Below are 19,103 nucleotides of genomic sequence, written 5' to 3'. Positions count from 1 at the left end.
CGGCCCGTTTTTTTGGTGGCGACGCACCGTACACAGGTAGTGCCGGCCGCTGGCCGGCTCCTCGAAGACCCGAGATTGCGTGGAGCCGGCCAGCGGCCGGTGCTACCGGGGCCGCGTCTCGCGCAGCGTCCACATCACCGGCAGCACCAGCACGGCGACCCCGGCGATCATCGCGCCTGGGGCCGATGACCATCCGGTGTGGCGCACCAGCACTTCGGCCAGCAACGGCGTGGCGCCACCAAAGAAGGCCGTCGCCATGGTGACGCCCAATGCCAGCCCGCTGAGCCGCCCCTCGCCGGGAAACTGCTCGGCCGTCGCCGGTGCCGCCACCGCACTCACGCCACCGGCCAGGCACGCCAACACCACCGCGGCCAGCCCGATCGCCAGCGGGCTGCCACCGGCCATCACCGAGAACATCGTCAACGGCAGCAACGCCGACAGGGCGGCCAACGCGATCAACACCGGCCGGCGACCGACCCGGTCCGACAACGCGCCGGCCAGCGGCGTCACCACGATCACCGCCACCGCCGCGATCGTGGAGAGCCACAGCGCTTCGGATTCACTCACCTGCCCCACCGAACCGAGGAATGCGGGCACATAGGTAATGCCGACGTAATAGGTGATCGAACCCAGTGCGGAGATCGCGAAGGTGCGGGCGATCGCGGCCTTGTGGTGCCGCCAGGTGTCGCGGATCGGCGACTCCGGCACGGTGCCTTCGGCCTGCTGCCGCTCGAACTCGGGCGACTCATGCATGGTCGAGCGCGCCAGCAGGATCGCGCCGGCCAGCGCCGCGCCGACAAAGAAGGGAATGCGCCAGCCCCAGCCATCCAGCTGGGCCGTGCTCAGCAGCGCCACCGTCAGCGCCGACAGCGCCACTGCCAACAGGGCCCCCACCTCGCTCGCGGCCGACGCCAGCGAGGTGACCAGGCCGCGCCGCCGCAGGGGCGCGGTTTCCAGCAGGTACGCCACCACGCCGGTGTATTCGCCGCCGACCGAAAAAGCCATCAGGCAGCGCAACAGCAACAACAGCACACCGGCGGTGGCGCCGATGCTCTCGAAGGTGGGCAGCAGCGCGGTAGCAAGCATGGCCAGCGTCATCAGCAGCATCGAGGCCAGCAGCATGTAGCGTCGGCCGAAGCGATCGCCGAGATGGCCGAACACCAGCGCGCCCAGGGGACGCATCAGATACGACACCGCGAACCCGGCCAGCGTGGCCAGCAGCGCGTTCTCGCCGCCGCCGAAGAACACCCGCGACAACACCGTGGCCAGATACAGATAGAGCGTGAAGTCGTACCACTCCACCACGGTGGACAGCCCAGCGATGATCATCGAGCGGGTCTGAGGTCGCGCATCCGGCGCGGCGCTGGCCGTACTCAAGCGTGCGTCCTGCTGACAGGCAGGCCATCGCGGCTGGACAGGGGACGACATCGCATCGGAGCTCTCCCGGCCGCCTGGGCCGCATCTGGACGGCGACAGCCTACGCCAGCGGATCTGCACGCCGTGTCACGGAGGAACGCCGTCGCCGCAACGCGCCCGGCCCGCGCTCAGGCGAGGGCCGCCGGGCGGACGGCGCCGCGCCGATAACTCAGCAGCCGCCCATGGCCTGGCGCATCGCCCTCATCCTCGAACAGGCCCAGTTCCTCGGTCACATCGAAGCCCTGCAGGGCCATGCCGCGCGAAAACGCGCCGACGTTGCCGCGCCCGGGATCGGTGATCAGCAGTTCGGCATCGGGCTTGGCATGCCGCAGCATCATCGCGGCGATCTGGTGGGCGTGGCCGCGTTCGTAAAGGATGTCACTGCCGATGATCAGGTCGAAGCGGCCCAGCGAGCCATCCGGAACTTCCCAGGGCAGGTCGCGGTAGGTCACCGCCGGCAGGTTGTTGAGCCCTGCGTTGTAGGCCAGGAAGGATTCGGCCAACGGATGGTGATCCGTCGCGACGACATCCGCGCCCCGATGTGCCAGCACCAGGCTGGACAGGCCCAGCCCGCAGCCCAGTTCCAGGATGCGCTTACCGGCCACGTCGAAGTGGCTCATGGTATCGGCCAGCGCGCGGCCGGCCGGCCAGATCTGGCCGAACAGGCTCCACAGCGAGGAGTGGATGCCGGCACGCGCGGCGCGGCCGGTAGGATCGGAGAACTGCTGCAGATCGCTGAGCGCACGGATACGGAAGTCGTGACCGCCGACCGGAATGGTGAGGATGCGGGTGGTATAGCCCGGCATGAGCGCTCCGTGGGACACGGGAGTCTTCATCCCGGGGCGGCATGAAGGACTCGGAGGAAGGAGCGAGGGCGATCGGACGTCGATCGCGCAGGACGCGCGTACGTGCGTGTGACAACCCATCCTACGCCATGTGGGTGGCGCTGGCTGAACGCCTTGGGGCCTTTCCAGGGGTGGCCTTTGCGACCTTGCGGACTGCCTTGCCTGCGGCCTTGCGTACGGCCGGCGCCGTACCGTAGCGCAGCTGGCATACAGGGCAGAAGAACGTCCGCCTCCGGGTCGTCCCCGGGTAGGTCTTGCTGAGTGGGCCACCGCAGTGGGGGCAGGTGCGCTTGGTATGCACCAACCAGTGCTGGCGCAGGACGAACTGCCGCTTCCAGTCCAGGAAATCGAAGCTGTACTGCCGCGCCTGTTTGATGACCTCGCCCAGCTTGCGCGATGGCAGCGCGCCGACCGTGGATTCAGGATGCACGCGCGTGCGGAACAGCACCTCGTTCTTGATGATGTTGCCCACGCCGGCAAAGATGTCCTGGTCCAGCAGCGCGTCGCAGATCAAGGTGTCCAGGTGTTCCTTCAGTTTCCTGCGCGCCAGCCTGGGATCCCACGAGGGGTCCATCACGTCGCCGCGCCAGTCGTAGGTGTCCTCCAGCGCGCCTTCGATGTACTTCACCGACGAGGCATAGATGTTGAGCTCGCCGTTGTCGAACTGCAGCGATACCCGCGGCGGGGAAGGCTTGCGCTCATCGATGCGGTAGCTGCCGAACATCAGCATGTGCACGCGCAGGCTGAAGCCTCGGAACTCGATCAGGAAATGCTTGCCCCAGCTGCGCAGGGCGACCACGCGACGGCCTTCCATGCGGGTCAGGTCGAGTGAGCTGTTGCCGGTCGCCAGGCGCACGGTCTTGCCACGGAACTTCGCCGCCGCCTCGCGCAGGATGACGATGGAAGGACCTTCAGGCATGGGCGGCCCCCGGGTGGGATGCGCCGCCAAGGATGTCCTGCAGCCGTGCCGCGTTGGCGATGGCGAACCCATGGGCGGTATTGTCGAAGATCACCCAGCGCGTGCTGCCGGCGTGCGCCGCGACATCACGCGCCAGGGACTGGAGCGCCGCCTCGTCGTACTCGCTGTAATACATCCGCGGCGCGCCATGCCAACGCCAGTAGCGCCACGCGGCGTCACCCCCGGGGCGGGCCGCCCCGGCAACCCGCGCAGGATCGGCCGCGACGCGCGCTACCGAGTGCCGCCCCAGCAACGCCTCGGCCTGTGGCGTGAACCAGCTGGCATGCCGCGGTTCGCAGACCACTGGCGTATCCGTGCGACGGCGCAGCAGGCCAAAGAAACCCGCCGCCACCCGTGCATCGAATGCATGGCTGGGCGGCAGCTGCAGCAGCAATCCGCCCAGCCTGCGGCCCAGGCCGGCGGTCTCTTCAAGGAACCGATCCAGCGCCGGGCCGCAACCGCGCAGCGCGGCGTCATGCGACACCGCCTTGGGCAGCTTCACCGAAAAGCGAAAGCCAGCCGGCACGCTCGCCGCCCAGCGTTCATAGGTACGCTGCTGGTGTGGCCGGTAGAACGAGGAGTTGATCTCCACCGCCGAAAACCGCGTCGCATAGCGCGCCAGCATGCTCTCGCCCTCACCGGTCAACGCCGCGTATCTGCCGGGAATGGACCAGCCTGCGCATCCGATCCTGACGGGGGCGGCCGGCATCGCTTACAGCCGGATCTCACCGTCGTCTTCGCCGGACCAGTAGTGGATACGGGTCGCCTTGACCTGGATCAGCACGATGCCCGGGGTATCCACGCCCTGTTCGAACCAGCGTTCCAGGTCCGGAACCCAATGTGCCTGCAGGGTCGCGCGGTCGCGGCTCAGGGTGGCATGGCCTTCCACGGCCACGAACAGCGGGGGCTTTCCCAGCAGTGACTTGCTGCCGGTGAAGGACAGCGCGACCTTCGGGTCGCGTTCGATCTCGCCCACCATGTCGGCACTGTCGAAGGCGAAGAAATAACTGTCGCCGTCGTAGTCCACGTCACCGTTGTTGCTCATCGGCCGGCCGGCGATCTCGCCGCTGGCGGTATGGGTCTGCAGCATGGCGAAATCGATGCCGGCCATCTTCTTGGCCAGTTCGGGCAGGGTCAGCGTGGTCATGGGCTCTCCGGGTGGGCGTGGCGTGTGCGTCCAGCCTCCGCGCTGCGCGGTGACCGAGGCGTGCACGCCCACTGGCGAAAATTTCACACGGCCAGGGCGGTGCTCCGGCTGGGGAACAGGGCCAGCAGCGCGCGGGTGAGCATCGCCGGGTAGACCGTCAGGTGATCCTCATCGGCAACCACGCGTGTCTCGAGCCAGAGGCCTGGATAACCACGGCCGCGCAGACACTCGGCAAACGCTCGTGTATGCGCGACCATGTCGTTGCGCGCAGCAAACGGTGCGTCCGACGCCGGGGTTTCGTGTGCGCCGATAGACAGCAGCACGCGCGCGTTCAGATCGGCATGGGCGTCGGCGTACTCCGCCTCGATCCGGTTGATCACGTGCTGGTCGAACCAGAGCGATGGGCTGGAAAGGATGTAACGCTGGAACATCGCCGGGCGGGTCAGCAGCACGTACGCACCGAACAGCCCACCGTAGGAATGGCCGGCAAACGCACGCTGCGCCGGGTCGGTGCGGTAGCGCGCCTCGACCTGTGGCAGCACATGGTCGGCCAGGAAATCGCGGTAGTGCGCAGCGCCGCCGTAGGTGATGCCATCGGTGTAATCGTCGCCCGGGCTGCGGCTGGGTTGGGTCGGGGTGTAGTCACGCGAGCGGCTCTGCTGCGAGCTCAGCCCCTGCTGCGGCGGCAGCCCGACCAGGATGAAGGGCGACAGGTGCGCACCGCCCTGCCCCACCATGTTGCGCACGCTGCGCGCGAGCGGGAAGCTGTACAGCGCGTCGGTGACATACAGCACCGGGTAGCGCAGGTGCGTGTCCCGCGCATACCCGGCCGGCAGGGACACCCAGATCGGGTAGTCCCGGCCCACCGGGTCGCGGACGGTCCAGGCTTCGGTGTCCGGCAACACCACCCCGGGCATCGCACATCCGGACGCCATCAGCGCGCCCGCAGCGTGATCAGGGTGATCTCCGAGGGCACGCCGATCCGCGCGGCGAAGCCCGGCCACAGCCCGGCACCGTTGCTGACGTATAGCGTCATCGCGTCCACCTGGTAGCGCCCGGAGACATAGCCACCGTTGGCGCGCTTGACCAGCTGGTCCATACCCAGAATATGCCCGCCATGCGTGTGCCCGGACAGCTGCAGGGCCACGCCGTGCGCGGCGTTGGCGCGGGCTTCGACCGGACGGTGGTCAAGCAGGATCACCGGCGCCTGCGGGTCCGCCCCGGCCAGGGCAGCGCCGAGGTCCGGCATGGGCAGGCCATAGCGTGCCGCCACTGGATCGGTCACGCCGGCGATGGTCAACGTCGCCCCGTCGCGCTGCACCCGGGTATGGGTGTTCTCCAGCACCTGCATGCCCTGCCCGCGGAAGGCCTGCATCCATTCGGCGTACTGCGCGTAGTACTCGTGGTTGCCGGTGATCGCGATGACGCCATCCGGCGCGTGCAGCCTGGCCAGGGGCGCGAAGTCGTTGGCACGGGCGCTGACGCTGCCGTCGATCAGATCGCCGGTGATCACCACCAGATCCGGATGGAGCGCATTGCTTTCGGCGACCACCTTCTCCACCCAGGCACCGGTGAGCAGGCGGCTGGCGTGGATATCGGTGACCTGCAGCACGCGATAACCGTCGAACGCGGCCGGCAGGCCGTCGATGGCGACCTCGATCTGACGCGGCTTGGGCACGGCCATGCCCTGCCAGATGCCGTAGGCAGACAGCAGCAGCGCCAGTGCGCCGGCCGCCGGACGCAGCCATGTCGCACGCAGCATCGGCAGCACGCGCCGCGCGCGGACCAGCCACGCGATCAGCAGCAGCGCGTCCAGCAGCAGCACGAATACCGCGCTCAGCAGCAGCGTGGTGAAGCCGGTGGCGAGCACGGCGATCATCGCCGTGGGAATTTCCGGCGACGCCATGGTCCCGGCAAACTGCGCCACGATCCGGTGGTGCAGCGCCAGGGCCACCACCAACAGGCCCAGCGCGATCCGGACCGGGCGCGGCAGCCGCAATGGCCAGATCAGGCGCCACACCAGATACAACGCAAGCAAACAGCCGATCACACTCAGCACAGGCACATCCTGGAATATCGATGGGGAGTCAGCCCCCCATCGTTCCCGATTCGGCCCGCCGGTTCCAGTGCAGGAGGTCGTGACGATTCAGGCTGAGCGCCGGGGGGCCTTCCGGCGTGGCGCCGGAGCAGCGATTCTGGCCGCCCGGTTCAGCGCCATCGCCGCGCGGATCAACGCCTTGAACGCGGTGGCGTTGATCGTATCGCCTTCGTGCAGATCGATGGCGCGGCGGGTGTTGCCTTCCAGACTCGCATTGAACAGCCCGTTGGGATCGGGAAGCGAGGCGCCCTTGGCGAAGGTCAACTTCACGGCCGCCTTGTAGGTCTCCCCGGTGCACAGGATGCCGTGGTGCTCCCACACTGGAACACCCCGCCACTTCCATGTCTCCACCACGTCCGGATCGACCTGGTGGATCAAGGCGCGGATCCGGGACAGCGCCTCGCCGCGCCAATCCTCCAACGACTGGATGCGGGCATCGATCTGTTGCGACGCGGACGGCTCGCTGGCCGTTGCGGCGCGCGGCGTTGAACGGGCATTGGGCTGGATCATGGGGACACCGATCACCATGGGCGGCCCGGCCGGCGCCCTTCGTGCGCGTTATAGACCCGATCGAAAGGGGCTTCAAGCCACAGGCGCGCGAGCGGCCTACGGGATGGAACGACGCTTGGTTGCAATGTTATATTATTTCTTTTTCAGGTCAGAACAGCAGACGTCCGGTGTCTGCTGGTCCACGCCCTGTCCTACCTGCTCCTGAGGCACGAAGAGATGAGAACCAAGGCAATGGTGTCCGCCGTACTGGCGGCCCTGTGCGCCGGCGAAGCGCGCGCCCAATCCGCCGATGCTGCGATCACCCTCGGCAGCGTGCACGTGCGGGAAGGCGCGAACCGTCCCCTGGCCGCCCACCGGGTGCTGACCTCGGTGGATGTGATGGGCGGCGACCAGGTCCATGAGAAGAACGTGTCCAACAGCTGGGAGCTGCTCGGCCAGATGCCGGGCATGCAGCTGACCGAAACCCGCCAGGGCGCAGAGTCCGGCAAGGCGACCTTCCGTGCATTCAATGGCGAGGGCTACCTCAACGGGATCAAGATCCTGATCGATGGCATTCCCAGCAACGTCAACAGTGGCAACCAGCGCTTCGTCGACATGGTGTTCCCGCTGGACATCGACTACATCGAAGTCGTGCGCGGTACCAACGACCCGCGCTATGGCCTGCACAACATCGGGGGCAACATCAACCTCGGCACCCGCCAGGGCGGCAGCTATACCGATGCGCGGCTCACCTATGGCAGCTACAACACCCGCGAAGCGCAGGTGGCGATCGGTCGCGACGCCAACGGTGTCGCCCAGAACTATTTTCTGGCGTCGCAGGCATCCGACGGCTACCGCGATCATGACCGATCGAAGAAATACTCGCTGGGCGGCAAGTGGTTCTACAGCGGCGACGATGACCTGTTCAATCTCGGTCTGATCGCGCGCGTGTACCACCACGAAGCCGACGAGCCCGGCTTCATGACCGCCGCAGAGTTGGCAGCCGATCGTCGCGGATCCGCGCTCAAGAATGCCAACGACGTCGACGACCGCGACATGCGCCATCTCAGCACCCATCTGGATCTGCAGCTCAGCGATGCCGTGCATGTCAGCAACAAGCTGTACTACAACCGTTACGAGGACGACCGGCAGGTGACCTTCACCGCGTACGTGCCCGGCAACGCGCCGCGCCAGCGTCGTCAGTGGGATGAGAAACAGACCGGCCTGCTCAGCACGCTGACCTGGGCCGCCACGCCTGCGCTGACGGTCGAGGGTGGATTCAACGCCGAGCATCAGGACAATACGTACCGCCGGCTGCGCTACAGCCACGCCATCCCGACCGACTTCTCCACCCCGGCGCGGATCCAGAACGACGACCGCTACACCCTGGACAACCTCGGTGCCTATGCGCAGGCCGTGTATCAGCCCACCTCCGCGCTGAAGATCGTGCCGGCCTACCGTGTGGACCGCTTCTCCGGCAGCACCCACCTGCCCGGTGGCATCACCGCGCCGCTGCAACGCTACGGCACCATCGGGCAGCCCAAGCTGAGCGTGGTCTACGCAATCACTCCGGTACTCAACATCTATGCCAACTGGGGCAGGACCTTCCAGGTACTGACCGGTTCCACCGCACCGGCTTACCTCACCGCCGGCCAGGAGACTTTCCGGCCCTCGATCAACACCGGCAAGGAGCTGGGCATCAAGTTCACCCCGGCCGTCGGCACCGACGCGCGCATCGCGGTGTGGCGCCAGGACGCGACGGATGAAGTCGCGAACATGCCGGCCACCGGCACCTCGGTCGGCCTGGGCCAGACCCGTCGCGAAGGGGTCGACCTGCAGTTCACCTCGCGCCTGGGCGACCACTGGACGCTGTGGGGCTCGCATGCGATCCAGCAGGCCAAGGTGGTGCGCGCGTTCACCACCGATGGCACCGCCCTGGCCGGCAACGAGGTGATCGCCACGCCGCGCTACATCAGCAACATCGGCGTGGACTACCGCGGCAACGAGCGCTGGACCTTCGGCCTGCAGGGCCGGATGCAGGGCGACTACTACATTGAAGAGCGCAACACGCAGGGCAGGTTCGGCGCCTTCGCGGTGCTCGATGCCAGCGCGTCGTATCAGCTTTCCGAGCGGCTGAGCGTGGACGTGCAGGTGAAGAATCTGACCGGCCGCGACTACGCGTATGCGTGGTATGACAACTTCTTCTGGGGCGGCGACGATCAGCCGATGTTCTCACCGGCCCCCGGGCGCTCGGCGTATGTCTCGTTGAACCTGAAGCTCTAGCGCGGCCCGGCCCTCAGATCCAGCGCTGGTCCAGCAGTTCGCGCTTGATGTAGGCATAGAACACCGGCGCGGCGACCAGCCCTGGCAGACCGAACGCCGCTTCCATCACCAGCATCGCCAGCAGCAGTTCCCAGGCGCGTGCCTGGATCTCGCCACCGACGATGCGTGCGTTGAGGAAGTACTCCAGCTTGTGGATGACCACCAGGTACAGCAGCGCGACCACGGCCACGTAGAACGAGACCGACAGCGCGACGATGGTGATGACCGTGTTGGAGATGATGTTGCCCACTACCGGCAGCAGGCCGGCCAGGAAGGTGATCAGCACCAGTGTCTTGGACAGCGGCACATGCACCCCGAACAGCGGCAGCACCCCGAGCAGGAAGATGGCGGTGAACAGGGTGTTGAGCAGGGAGATCTTCACCTGCGCGAACACCACCTGCCGAAAGGCCGTGGCCAGGCGACTGGTGCGGCCGATCAGCTCGCGCGCCAGCGGCCCCAGCTTCGGCAGCGGCAGCTCGTCGTACAGCGCGATCATCGCACCCAGCACCATGCCGATCAGGATCCGCACGCTGATCTGCACGGCCGAGGTGCCGGCGATGCCGAGCTGCTGGCGGTGGGTGGCGGCCCAGTCGTTCATGGCCGTGCGCAAGGCCTGCAGATCTTCCGGGATGTACGGCTGCAACAGGTCCGGCACCTGGTGGCGGGAGGTGTTGAGGATGTCCATCAGGCGCATCAGCAGCGCATCCGGGCCCCCGGTTTCATTGCGGAAGAACGAGGCGATGCCGATCGCGGCCAGGGTCAGCGCGCCGATGATCAGCGCCGACAGCACGATCACCGAATAGGCGCGCGCACGTCCGGGCGGCAGCCTGCCCTCGACGGTGGAGGCCAGCAGGTGGGTCAGGTGGAACACCAGCAGGCCTGAGAGCAGGGTCACCACCAGGCCCAGCTTCAAGGTCAGCCACATGCCCAGCAGCATCAGCAGCCAGGCCGCGATGCGGGCGGTGGGTGGCTTGGGCAGCGTGGGAATCACAATGGACATGCGGGGGCATCCTGACGGGTGGCCCATGGTAGTGGATGTGGTGTGGGTGGCGCCGTCGACCCTCGCACCATCAAACTGAAATCCAGCGTCTGCTGAAGCGGCACATCGACACGTTCGATGATCGCAAGCAGCAGGTTGACTGCACGGGCACCGATCTCCCGCATCGGTTGCCGGATGGTCGTCAGCGGCGGCGTGAGGTAACGCGACGATGCCAGATCGTCGAAGCCGACGACGGACAGATCACCCGGTACCCGGATGCCCAGATCCCGGCAGGCCGCCAATATGCCCAGCGCCATCTGGTCGCTGAAACAGAACACCGCCGTCGGCACGGGCGCGCGCGCCAACAGCGACATCCCGGCCGCATGTCCGGATTCGACGGTGAAGTCGCCCGGCACCACGCTCAACTGACGCAGGCGGCCACGCGCCTTGCCGGCGGCCCGGACCCCCTCCAGCCGTTGCTGATGCAGGGGATTGTCCGGCGGCCCGCCCACCACGGCGATCCGCTCGTGCCCCAGCCCGTACAGGTGCTCCATAACCGCGCGCGCGGCAGCCGCGTTGTCGATGTGGACGCTGGGAATGCCCAGCGCGGGGTCGAATTCGCATCCGTTGACCACCGGCGCGGCGGCGCCCCGCTGCTGGACGATGTCGCGCGCCGTCGGCGGCAGGCGGTGCCCCAGCACGATCAGGCCGTCGGCCTCGTTGCGCCGGAGCATCTGCGCGTAGCGCTCTTCGCGCTCGGGCAGGTTCTGGGTATCGCCCAGCAGGACAGCGTAGCCAACCGCCTGCGCCGCGTCCTCCGCGCCCTGCAGGATCTGCGCAAAGAACGGGTTGGCGATATCCGGCACGGTGACGAGGATCTTGCCGCTGCGCTGGGTCTTGAGTGTCCGGGCCACCGTGTTGGGCACGTAGCCCAGCGCTGCAGCGGCCTGCTCGATGCGCGCGCGTGTAGCCGGCAGCACTTTGTCCGGCCGGGACAGCGCCCGCGACACCGTGCCGGCCGAGACGCCGACGTGCTTTGCAATGTCGTAGATGGTGGCCATGGCGCTACCTCTTCCTTCCGCTGTGCAGTGCACAACAGGACTTTCGAATGCCCCTGCTAGGATAATGCAATCGATTGCATCGAGGGCGAATCCTCTTGAAAACGCTCAAGGGTCCAGCGCTGTTCCTGGCGCAGTTCATCGGCGACACACCTCCCTTCGATCGGCTGGACACCCTGGCCGGATGGGCCGCGGGGCTGGCCTATTCTGGCGTACAAGTGCCGACCAGCGCGCCCGGGCTGTTCGATCTGGCCGAAGCTGCGCGCAGCCAGGCGTACTGCGACGATGTCATCGGCATGCTGGATGGGCATGGCCTGCAGATCACCGAGCTGTCCACCCACCTGCAGGGGCAGCTGGTCGCCGTCCATCCCGCCTATGACAGCCTGTTCGACGGATTCGCGCCGCCGGACAAGCGTGGCGATCCGGCCGCCCGCCAGGCCTGGGCGGTGGAGCAGCTGCTGCTGGCCGCCAAGGCCAGCCAGCGCCTGGGGCTGACCGCGCATGCCACGTTCTCCGGCGCACTGGCCTGGCCTTACTTCTATCCCTGGCCGCAGCGCCCACCCGGTCTGGTGGAGGAAGCCTTCGCCGAACTCGGCCGCCGCTGGCGCCCCATCCTGGATGCATTCGACGCCTGCGGCGTGGACCTGTGCTTCGAAATCCACCCGGGCGAGGATCTGCATGACGGCGCGACCTTCGAGCGCTTCCTCGACGTGGTGGACCACCATCCCCGCGCGAAAATCCTGTACGACCCCAGCCACCTGCTGCTGCAGCAGATGGACTACCTCGGCTTCATCGACCGTTACCACGATCGCATCGGCATCTTCCACGTCAAGGACGCGGAATATCACCCCAGTGCCAGCAGTGGCGTGTATGGCGGCTACCAGGACTGGATCGATCGCCCGGGCCGGTTCCGCTCGCTCGGCGATGGGCAGATCGACTTCAAGGCGATCTTCTCGAAATTCGCGCAGTACGACTTCCCCGGCTGGGCGGTGCTGGAATGGGAGTGCTGCCTGAAGCACCCCGAAGATGGCGCGCGCGAGGGGGCCGCCTTCATCCGCAACCACATCATCCACGTGACCGGGCGTGCCTTCGACGACTTCGCCGACAGCGGCACCGATCCGGAATCACTGCGCCGCATGCTGGGGATCTGAGCCATCACTGCCTGGGAGGGCAAGCCATGACGCACACCATGTCGCGCTTGGGCGCGATGATGTTTCTGCAGTTCTTCATCTGGGGAGCGTGGTTCGTCACCCTGGGAACCTACCTGGTGCAGGGCCCGCTGCAGGCCAGCGCCAGCCAGGTGGCGACGGCCTTCCTCAGCCAGTCCATCGGTGCCATCGTCGCGCCCTTCCTGGTTGGCCTGATCGCGGACCGCTACTTCGCGGCGCAGCGCATCCTCGCGGTGCTGCACCTGGCCGGCGCGGTGCTGATGTGGCTGGCGTCCACCGCAACCAGCTTCAGCATGTTCTCCGCCTGCGTCATGGGCTACATGCTGCTGTTCATGCCGACGCTGGCATTGGCCAACAGCGTGGCGATGCGGCACATGCAATCGCCTGAGAAACAGTTCCCACTGGTGCGGGTGGCTGGCAGCGTCGGCTGGATCGTGGCGGGTGTACTGATCGGCTGGCTGGGCTGGGAGCAGGCACACCGGCTGGAGCTGACGTTCCAGATGGCAGCGATGGCCTCGTTGGCGCTGGGCCTGTATGCGTTCACCCTGCCGCACACCCCGCCGCTGGCACAGCAGCGCGATGCCGGGCTGGGACAGGTCCTGGGGCTGGATTCGCTGCGGCTGCTGAAGTCGCGCTCCTACCTGGTGTTCTTCCTGGCCTCCATCGCCATCTGCATCCCGCTGGCGTTCTACTACAACTTCACCAACCCGTATCTCAATGACCTGGGCGTGCGCGGCGCGGCGGGCCTGCAGTCGCTGGGACAGGTCTCCGAAGTCCTGCTGATGCTGGCCATGCCGTTCCTGTTCGTGCGGCTGGGGGTGAAGACGATGCTGGCGGTGGGCATGGCGGCGTGGGTCGTGCGCTATGCGATGTTCGCCTTCGGCGATGCAGGCAGCGGCTTCTCCCTGCTGGTGATCGGCATCGTGCTGCACGGCATCTGCTACGACTTCTTCTTCGTCACCGGCCAGATCTACACCGATGCGCATGCCGGCCCGGCCGCGCGCAGCAGCGCGCAGGGATTCATCACGCTGGCCACGTATGGCGTGGGCATGCTGATCGGTACGTTCCTGTCCGGCGCGGTGGTGGAGCACTTCACCACTGCAGCCGGTCCGGATTGGCAACAGATCTGGCTGTTCCCGGCAGGCGTCGCGGTGGTCGTGCTGATCGCCTTCCTGTTGCTGTTCCGCGACCGGCCGGTGGTTGCGGCCGCACCTTCCACGCCCTGAGGACCGCACCTTATGCCAACGCTTGGAATCGCCATCATCGGCACCGGCATGATCGGCGCGGTGCATCGTCGCGCGGCGCTGATGGCCGGTGCCGAGATCCGCGGCGTGGCCGCCTCGTCTCCGCAACGCGCACGCGACATAGCGCAGGCATGGAATGTCCCGCGTGCCTATCGGGACATCGAGGAGGTGGTCGCCGATCCACAGGTACAGGTCGTGCACGTGTGCACGCCCAACCATCTGCACCGTCCCATGGCACAGGCCGCGCTGGAAGCGGGCAAGCACGTGGTCTGCGAGAAGCCGCTGGCCACGACGCTGGAAGACGCCCGGGCGCTGGCGGCGTTGGCTGCCGCCAACGCGCTGGTCGCCACGGTGCCCTTCGTCTACCGCTACCACCCGGTGGTCCGCGAGGCGCGCGCACGCATCGCCCACGGCGAACTCGGGCCGTTGCACCTGATCCACGGCAGCTACCTGCAGGACTGGCTGCTGGACCCGGCCAGCAACAACTGGCGCGTGGACCCGGCACTGGGCGGCGCCTCGCGCGTGTTCGCCGACATCGGCTCGCACTGGTGCGACCTGGTGGAATGGGTCAGCGGCGAGCGCTTCACCGAGGTCAGCGCGGCATTCGATACGGTGATCGCCGAACGCAGCACCGACACCGGGCAGAGCTTCACCACCGCGGCAGCCGGTGGCGCGATGCAGGCGGTCACCAGCGAGGACGTGGCGGCGGCGATGTTCCGCACCAGCGCCGGTACGCTGGCATCGTTGACGGTCAGCCAGGTATCGGCCGGACGCCACAACCGCCTCTGGTTCGAGATCGATGGTGCCAGGGCCAGCGTGGCCTTCAATCAGGAAGACGCCGAGCGGCTGTGGATCGGCCAGCCCGACCAGCGCGAGGAAGTCTTCGTGCGTGGGCCAGGCGCCGGTAGTCCCGAACAGCGCCGGCTGTCGGTGTTGCCGGCCGGGCACGCACAGGGCTACGGCCACTGCTTCGAAGCATTTGTCGCCGACACCTACCGCGCCATCGAAGGCGAGCGACCGGATGGCCTGCCCACCTTTGAAGACGGTGTGCGCTCGGCGCTGATCGTCGACCGCGTCATCACCTCGGCCAGGACGCGCGCCTGGACCACCATCGGTTGAATCCCGGGAGTATCCCTTGATGAACACGTCCGTTCGCAGAACCGCCACCCTCGCCGTGCTGCTGCTCGCTGCCCTGCCCGTCTTCGCAAACGAAGCCGCCAGCCCGCACAAGCCCATCGCCGTGCAGATGTACACACTGCGCAACGCCGGCCCGCTCGACCAGCAGTTGAAGATCGTCCATGACGCTGGCGTGGATGCGGTGGAAACGGTGGGCACGCAGGGCGTCAGCGCCAGCGAACTCAAGCAGTTGCTGGACCGGTATTCGATCAGGGCGATTTCCTCGCACGTGCCACTGGCCGAGCTGCGCAAGGACCTGGACGGCATGGTGGCCTTCAACCGGTCGATCGGCAACACCACCCTGGTGGTGCCTTACCTGGACGCGAAGGATCGGCCGACCGATGCCGCAGGCTGGACAGCGCTGGGCAAGGAACTGGGCGCGATCGCCAAGCAGGTACGGGCCAAGGGCATGCGCCTGGCCTACCACAACCATGACTTCGAACTGGTCGACTTCACTGGCCGGACCGGCCTGGAACTCCTGTTCGCAGCGGCCGGGCCGGACCTGCAGACGGAACTGGACCTGGCCTGGGTCGCGCATGCAGGACTGGACCCGGCGGTGATGCTCGGCAAATTCCGCGGCCGCCTCTTTGCGGTACACGCCAAGGACAATGCACCCAACGGCCAGGCCGAAGACGAGGGCGGCTTCGCTGCCGTCGGCCAGGGTGTGCTGGACTGGCGCGCGATCCTGCCAGCCGCCGCAGCGGCCGGCGTGCACTGGTACATCCTCGAGCACGACCAGCCACGCGACCCGGCCCAGGTCATCCAGACCGGCGCGGACTACCTGCGTGAACACCTGCCCGCCAACGCGTCCGCCCGTGCGCAGCACTGACGCCTGAAGGAGGCCCCACATGAAGACGATCCTGGCAATGGCCGTGGCCCTGGGCAGCATGAGCGTTGCGACAGCCGCATGGTGCAAGGATGACCCGGCCGCCGGTGCGAAGCTCTACACCGCCAACTGCACGGCCTGCCACGGTGCCGATCGTGCCGGCATGCCCGGCGCATTCCCGGCGCTCACCGATATCGGCAAGCGCATGGCACCCGCGCAGATCAAGGAAAAGATCAGCAAGGGCGGCGGGCTGATGCCGCCCTTCCCCCAGCTGTCGCAGCAGGAAATAGATGACATCGCCAGCTACCTGGCGAAGTAAGCGGCCGGCGATCACGCTGGCCGTGTGCCGCTACAGCTCGCGCACCCAGATATTGCGGTAGCTGACCTTGGAATCATGTTCCTGCAGGTAGATCGGCGCGCACCCGTGAGGTGCGTACGAAGGCGCACCGATGTACTCGGTCCTGCCCGCCAGCACGGCCTCGTCCTGCACCAGCACGCCGTTGTGCAGGACGGTGATGCGCGCAGGCGACACAAGCCCACCGCCCGGTGAGAAGCGCGGTGCCTTCCAGAGGATGTCGTAGGCCTGCCACTGCCCCGGTGCACGCGAAGCATTCACCAGCGGCATGGCCTGCTTGTAGATGGAGCCTGCCTGGCCGTTGGCATAGGTTGGGTTGTTGTAGCTGTCCAGCACCTGCAGCTCGTAGCGTTCCTGCAGGAAGATGCCACTGTTGCCCCGGCTCTGTCCGTCGAACCCCTTGGTTTCGACGGGTGTACGCCACTCGACATGCAGTTGGACGTCGCAGAAGTACTGCCGGGTGCGGATGCCCTTACTGCCCGGAACCACCGTGAGCGCGCCATCGGCGACGGTCCAGGGCACGCGCCCGCCCTGCTCCGCCTCCCAGGCGGAGGCATCCTTGCCGTCGAAGAGCACGATGGCGTCGGACGGCGCCTTGCCCGGCGGCGTGGCCACGGTTGCAGGCACGGGGGTCCACACCTCGGTCTTCGCCGGGTCGCGCGCGGGATCGGTGTTGGCCTGCGCGAACGCCGGTGCAGCGACGAACACGCCGGCGGCGATCAATAGCGGCGTGATCTTCATGGCGTGATCCATCAGCTGGTCCCCCATGCGGGCGTGCCGGGCACATAGGCAAGATCGCCGTCATAGCGACCCGGCACTGCGACGTACTTCAGTACTTCGGTCGCGCCGACCTTGGAGGTGAAGAAACCGAAGATGGTGAGCTGCTTGAACATCGTGAAGTAGTGCGGCATCGGTTCTCCTGCCTCGGCGGTGCCGGTTTCGGTCACCTCCACTGCGTGTTTCCTGGCCTCTGCATCCAGCGCGCGCAGCAGTTCGGTGCGCGCCTGCGGCGCAAGTGAAACGAAGCGGCCGCCGGCGCGTTTGTCGATATCGGCCAGGCCGGCACGGAACGTCGCCTGCTGCCGGGCGGTGTAGCAGTCGCTGACGAACGTCGCCATGAACGCGCCGGCGCCCGCGTCCTTCGCCCCCGGCGTTTTCGTCCGTGGCAGGATGGTCTCGGCAATCTCGTCCAGCGTGCCAACATCCGCATCGGAGAAGCGCGTCTTCGCCCCTGCGGCAGGCGCCTGTGCCTGACCGAGCGCAGGCAGACCGACCATCGCCGCACCGGTGGCGGCGACGATCATTTTCAGCAGTTCGCGGCGGTCCATCACAGGTTCCCCGCTTTCAGTTCGCGCACGGCATGGTCGGCAGCCCGCGCGGTCAGTGCCATGTAGGTCAGTGATGGATTCACGCACGCGCTGGAGGTCATGCAGGCACCGTCGGTCACATAGACGTTGGGCGCATCCCAGACCTGGTTGTGCTGGTTCAGAACCGATGTCCTGCGGTCACGGCCCATGCGCGCGGTCCCCATCTCATGGATGCCCTTGCCCGGGGCGTAGTCGTTGTCGTGCATCTCCACGTCCTTGACGCCGGCGGCCTCCAGCATCTCGGCGGCGTCGGCCGCCATGTCCTTGCGCATGGCCAGTTCGTTGGCGCGCATGGCGACGTCCATCGCCAGCACCGGCAGTCCCCACTTGTCCTTGCGGTCCCGGTCCAGACGGATCGTGTTGTCGTGGTGCGGCAGCATTTCGCCGAAGCCGGTCATGCCGATGCGCCAGTCACCGGGCACGGTCAGCGCCTCCTTCAGGTCGGCACCGATATTCAGCTCGGCGATCTCGCGCGACCACCCCGTGCGGCTGGCACCGCCCTGGTAGCCGAAGCCGCGCAGGTAGCCGCGCCTGTCAGCGGCCACGTTGCGGAAGCGGGGAATGTAGAAGCCGCAGGGACGACGGCCGAAGTAGTACTTGTCCTCAAAACCCTCGACCCGACCGGAGGCCCCTGCGCCGAAGTGATGGTCCATCACGTTGTGCCCCAGCTCACCGGACGAAGCGCCCAGCCCCCCCTCCCACACATCGGTGGCCGAGTTCATCAGCAGCCAGGTCGAGTTGAAGGAGGAGGCGTTGAGGAAGATGACCTTGGCCGTGTAGTGGTAGGTCTGGCCGGTCTCCGCATCGATGACCTCCACACCGCGCGCACGCTTGCGGTCCTTGTCGTAGAGCACCTCCTTGACGATGGAGAACGGTCGCAGGGTCAGGTTGCCGGTCTTCATCGCCGCCGGCAGCGTCGCCGCCTGGGTGGAGAAATAGGCACCGAAGGGACAGCCGAGGATGCACTTGTTGCGGTACTGGCAGTTGACGCGGCCCTGCTCGGGCATCGGCTTGGTGATGTTCGCCGTGCGAGAGTGGATCATGTGCCGGGTGCCGCCGAAGGCCTTCCGGATCCGGGCGGCCACGTCCTTTTCGACGATGTTCAACGGGATCGGCGGCAGGAACTCGCCGTCCGGCAGCACGTCCAGCCCTTCGCGCGTACCGGCGATGCCGGCGAATTTCTCCACATGGTCGTACCACGGCGCGATGTCGGCGTAGCGGATCGGCCAGTCGGTGGCGATGCCGTCCTTGAGGTTCGCCTCAAAATCCAGGTCGGAGAAGCGATAGCTCTGTCGGCCCCACATCAGCGAACGCCCGCCGACATGGTAGCCGCGAAACCAGTCGAACCGTTTGGTCTCGATGTACGGCGATTCCTGTTCGTCGGCCCACATGCCCTGCAGGTTCTCGGCCAGCGCGTAGTCGCGCATCAGCACGGGGAAGGCGGCCTTCATCGCCTGTGTAGGCCGGTTGCGATGCGGGAAGTCCCACGGCTCCTTGATCGCGTTGACGTAGTCCTTGACGTGCTCGATGTTGCGTCCGCGTTCCAGCATCAGGACCTTGAGGCCTTTCTCGGTCAATTCCTTCGCCGCCCAACCGCCACTGATTCCCGAGCCAACAACGATGGCGTCGTAATGATTGTCTGCCATGGATCTCT

Annotated in this window: 19 protein-coding genes; 6 read left to right on the top strand and 13 right to left on the bottom strand. The window is 66.9% G+C overall.

Going from position 1 to position 19,103, the window contains the following annotated elements:
• Positions 1–102 precede the first annotated feature (102 nt).
• The 8 genes from BIZ42_RS14575 to BIZ42_RS14540 all read right to left on the bottom strand — a co-directional run bounded on the left by BIZ42_RS14575 (position 103) and on the right by BIZ42_RS14540 (position 6,974).
• On the bottom strand, positions 103–1,329 hold the full coding sequence (locus BIZ42_RS14575) for an MFS transporter (RefSeq protein WP_070426839.1): 1,227 nt from the start codon (positions 1,327–1,329) through the stop codon (positions 103–105).
• A gap of 215 nt (positions 1,330–1,544) precedes the next feature.
• Positions 1,545–2,222 (bottom strand): methyltransferase domain-containing protein, encoded by a 678-nt coding sequence (locus tag BIZ42_RS14570; RefSeq protein ID WP_070426838.1) that lies wholly within the window; start codon positions 2,220–2,222, stop codon positions 1,545–1,547.
• A 121-nt stretch (positions 2,223–2,343) separates the two neighbouring features.
• Positions 2,344–3,180, bottom strand: coding sequence for a DNA-formamidopyrimidine glycosylase family protein (locus BIZ42_RS14565; RefSeq protein ID WP_070426837.1), 837 nt, complete (start codon positions 3,178–3,180; stop codon positions 2,344–2,346).
• Complete coding sequence (locus BIZ42_RS14560) at positions 3,173–3,928, bottom strand: DUF72 domain-containing protein (RefSeq protein WP_070426836.1); 756 nt, start codon at positions 3,926–3,928, stop codon at positions 3,173–3,175. Before BIZ42_RS14560 ends, BIZ42_RS14565 begins: the two co-directional genes overlap by 8 nt.
• A 3-nt stretch (positions 3,929–3,931) precedes the next feature.
• Positions 3,932–4,366: a pyridoxamine 5'-phosphate oxidase family protein gene (locus BIZ42_RS14555; protein ID WP_019186208.1), complete on the bottom strand. Its 435-nt coding sequence runs from the start codon at positions 4,364–4,366 to the stop codon at positions 3,932–3,934.
• A gap of 83 nt (positions 4,367–4,449) precedes the next feature.
• The gene (locus BIZ42_RS14550; protein WP_237393515.1) at positions 4,450–5,301 is read right to left on the bottom strand and encodes an alpha/beta hydrolase-fold protein; all 852 of its coding nucleotides are present in this window, start codon (positions 5,299–5,301) and stop codon (positions 4,450–4,452) included.
• Positions 5,301–6,425, bottom strand: coding sequence for a metallophosphoesterase (locus BIZ42_RS14545; protein WP_070426834.1), 1,125 nt, complete (start codon positions 6,423–6,425; stop codon positions 5,301–5,303). The genes BIZ42_RS14550 and BIZ42_RS14545 overlap by 1 nt, the downstream gene beginning before the upstream one ends.
• Positions 6,426–6,512: 87 nt before the next feature.
• Positions 6,513–6,974: a DUF1801 domain-containing protein gene (locus BIZ42_RS14540; RefSeq protein ID WP_070427552.1), complete on the bottom strand. Its 462-nt coding sequence runs from the start codon at positions 6,972–6,974 to the stop codon at positions 6,513–6,515.
• A 216-nt stretch (positions 6,975–7,190) separates the two neighbouring features.
• On the opposite strand from BIZ42_RS14540, the gene BIZ42_RS14535 reads away from it, so the two are divergent.
• Positions 7,191–9,236 (top strand): TonB-dependent receptor, encoded by a 2,046-nt coding sequence (locus BIZ42_RS14535; protein WP_070426833.1) that lies wholly within the window; start codon positions 7,191–7,193, stop codon positions 9,234–9,236.
• A 13-nt stretch (positions 9,237–9,249) separates the two neighbouring features.
• Here the strand turns inward: BIZ42_RS14535 and BIZ42_RS14530 are convergent, their stop codons facing one another.
• On the bottom strand, positions 9,250–10,275 hold the full coding sequence (locus BIZ42_RS14530) for an AI-2E family transporter (RefSeq protein WP_070426832.1): 1,026 nt from the start codon (positions 10,273–10,275) through the stop codon (positions 9,250–9,252).
• Entirely contained in the window at positions 10,263–11,315 is a 1,053-nt protein-coding gene (locus BIZ42_RS14525) for a LacI family DNA-binding transcriptional regulator (protein ID WP_070426831.1), read from the bottom strand. The genes BIZ42_RS14530 and BIZ42_RS14525 overlap by 13 nt, the downstream gene beginning before the upstream one ends.
• 95 nt (positions 11,316–11,410) lie before the next feature.
• Between BIZ42_RS14525 and BIZ42_RS14520 the strand changes: the two genes are divergently transcribed.
• From BIZ42_RS14520 to BIZ42_RS14500, 5 genes are read left to right on the top strand one after another with little or no spacing between them, the layout of a single operon-like run.
• Positions 11,411–12,463, top strand: coding sequence for a sugar phosphate isomerase/epimerase family protein (locus BIZ42_RS14520; RefSeq protein WP_070426830.1), 1,053 nt, complete (start codon positions 11,411–11,413; stop codon positions 12,461–12,463).
• A 26-nt stretch (positions 12,464–12,489) separates the two neighbouring features.
• Positions 12,490–13,707, top strand: a complete 1,218-nt coding sequence (locus BIZ42_RS14515) for a nucleoside permease (RefSeq protein WP_070426829.1) — start codon at positions 12,490–12,492, stop codon at positions 13,705–13,707.
• 12 nt (positions 13,708–13,719) lie between these two features.
• Positions 13,720–14,844 carry a Gfo/Idh/MocA family oxidoreductase gene (locus BIZ42_RS14510; RefSeq protein ID WP_070426828.1) on the top strand — a complete coding sequence of 375 codons (1,125 nt, stop codon included), beginning with the start codon at positions 13,720–13,722 and terminating at the stop codon, positions 14,842–14,844.
• A gap of 19 nt (positions 14,845–14,863) precedes the next feature.
• On the top strand, positions 14,864–15,730 hold the full coding sequence (locus BIZ42_RS14505) for a sugar phosphate isomerase/epimerase (protein ID WP_070426827.1): 867 nt from the start codon (positions 14,864–14,866) through the stop codon (positions 15,728–15,730).
• A gap of 19 nt (positions 15,731–15,749) precedes the next feature.
• Complete coding sequence (locus BIZ42_RS14500) at positions 15,750–16,046, top strand: cytochrome c (protein WP_070426826.1); 297 nt, start codon at positions 15,750–15,752, stop codon at positions 16,044–16,046.
• 30 nt (positions 16,047–16,076) lie between these two features.
• Here BIZ42_RS14500 and BIZ42_RS14495 read toward each other — a convergent pair whose 3' ends face one another.
• Genes BIZ42_RS14495 through BIZ42_RS14485 form a run of 3 tightly spaced genes read right to left on the bottom strand, consistent with a single transcriptional unit; the run spans position 16,077 to position 19,095 of the window.
• Positions 16,077–16,835, bottom strand: coding sequence for a DUF1080 domain-containing protein (locus BIZ42_RS14495; RefSeq protein ID WP_083279942.1), 759 nt, complete (start codon positions 16,833–16,835; stop codon positions 16,077–16,079).
• Positions 16,835–17,410 carry a gluconate 2-dehydrogenase subunit 3 family protein gene (locus tag BIZ42_RS14490; protein WP_070426824.1) on the bottom strand — a complete coding sequence of 192 codons (576 nt, stop codon included), beginning with the start codon at positions 17,408–17,410 and terminating at the stop codon, positions 16,835–16,837. Before BIZ42_RS14490 ends, BIZ42_RS14495 begins: the two co-directional genes overlap by 1 nt.
• Positions 17,410–19,095 carry a GMC family oxidoreductase gene (locus BIZ42_RS14485; protein ID WP_070426823.1) on the bottom strand — a complete coding sequence of 562 codons (1,686 nt, stop codon included), beginning with the start codon at positions 19,093–19,095 and terminating at the stop codon, positions 17,410–17,412. The genes BIZ42_RS14490 and BIZ42_RS14485 overlap by 1 nt, the downstream gene beginning before the upstream one ends.
• Positions 19,096–19,103: the final 8 nt, after the last annotated feature.

The organism is Stenotrophomonas sp. LM091 (genome assembly GCF_001806305.1).
Lineage (GTDB): Bacteria > Pseudomonadota > Gammaproteobacteria > Xanthomonadales > Xanthomonadaceae > Stenotrophomonas > Stenotrophomonas bentonitica_A.
Note: the sequence above shows the minus strand (reverse complement) of the source record. Positions and strands in the feature narration are given on the sequence as shown.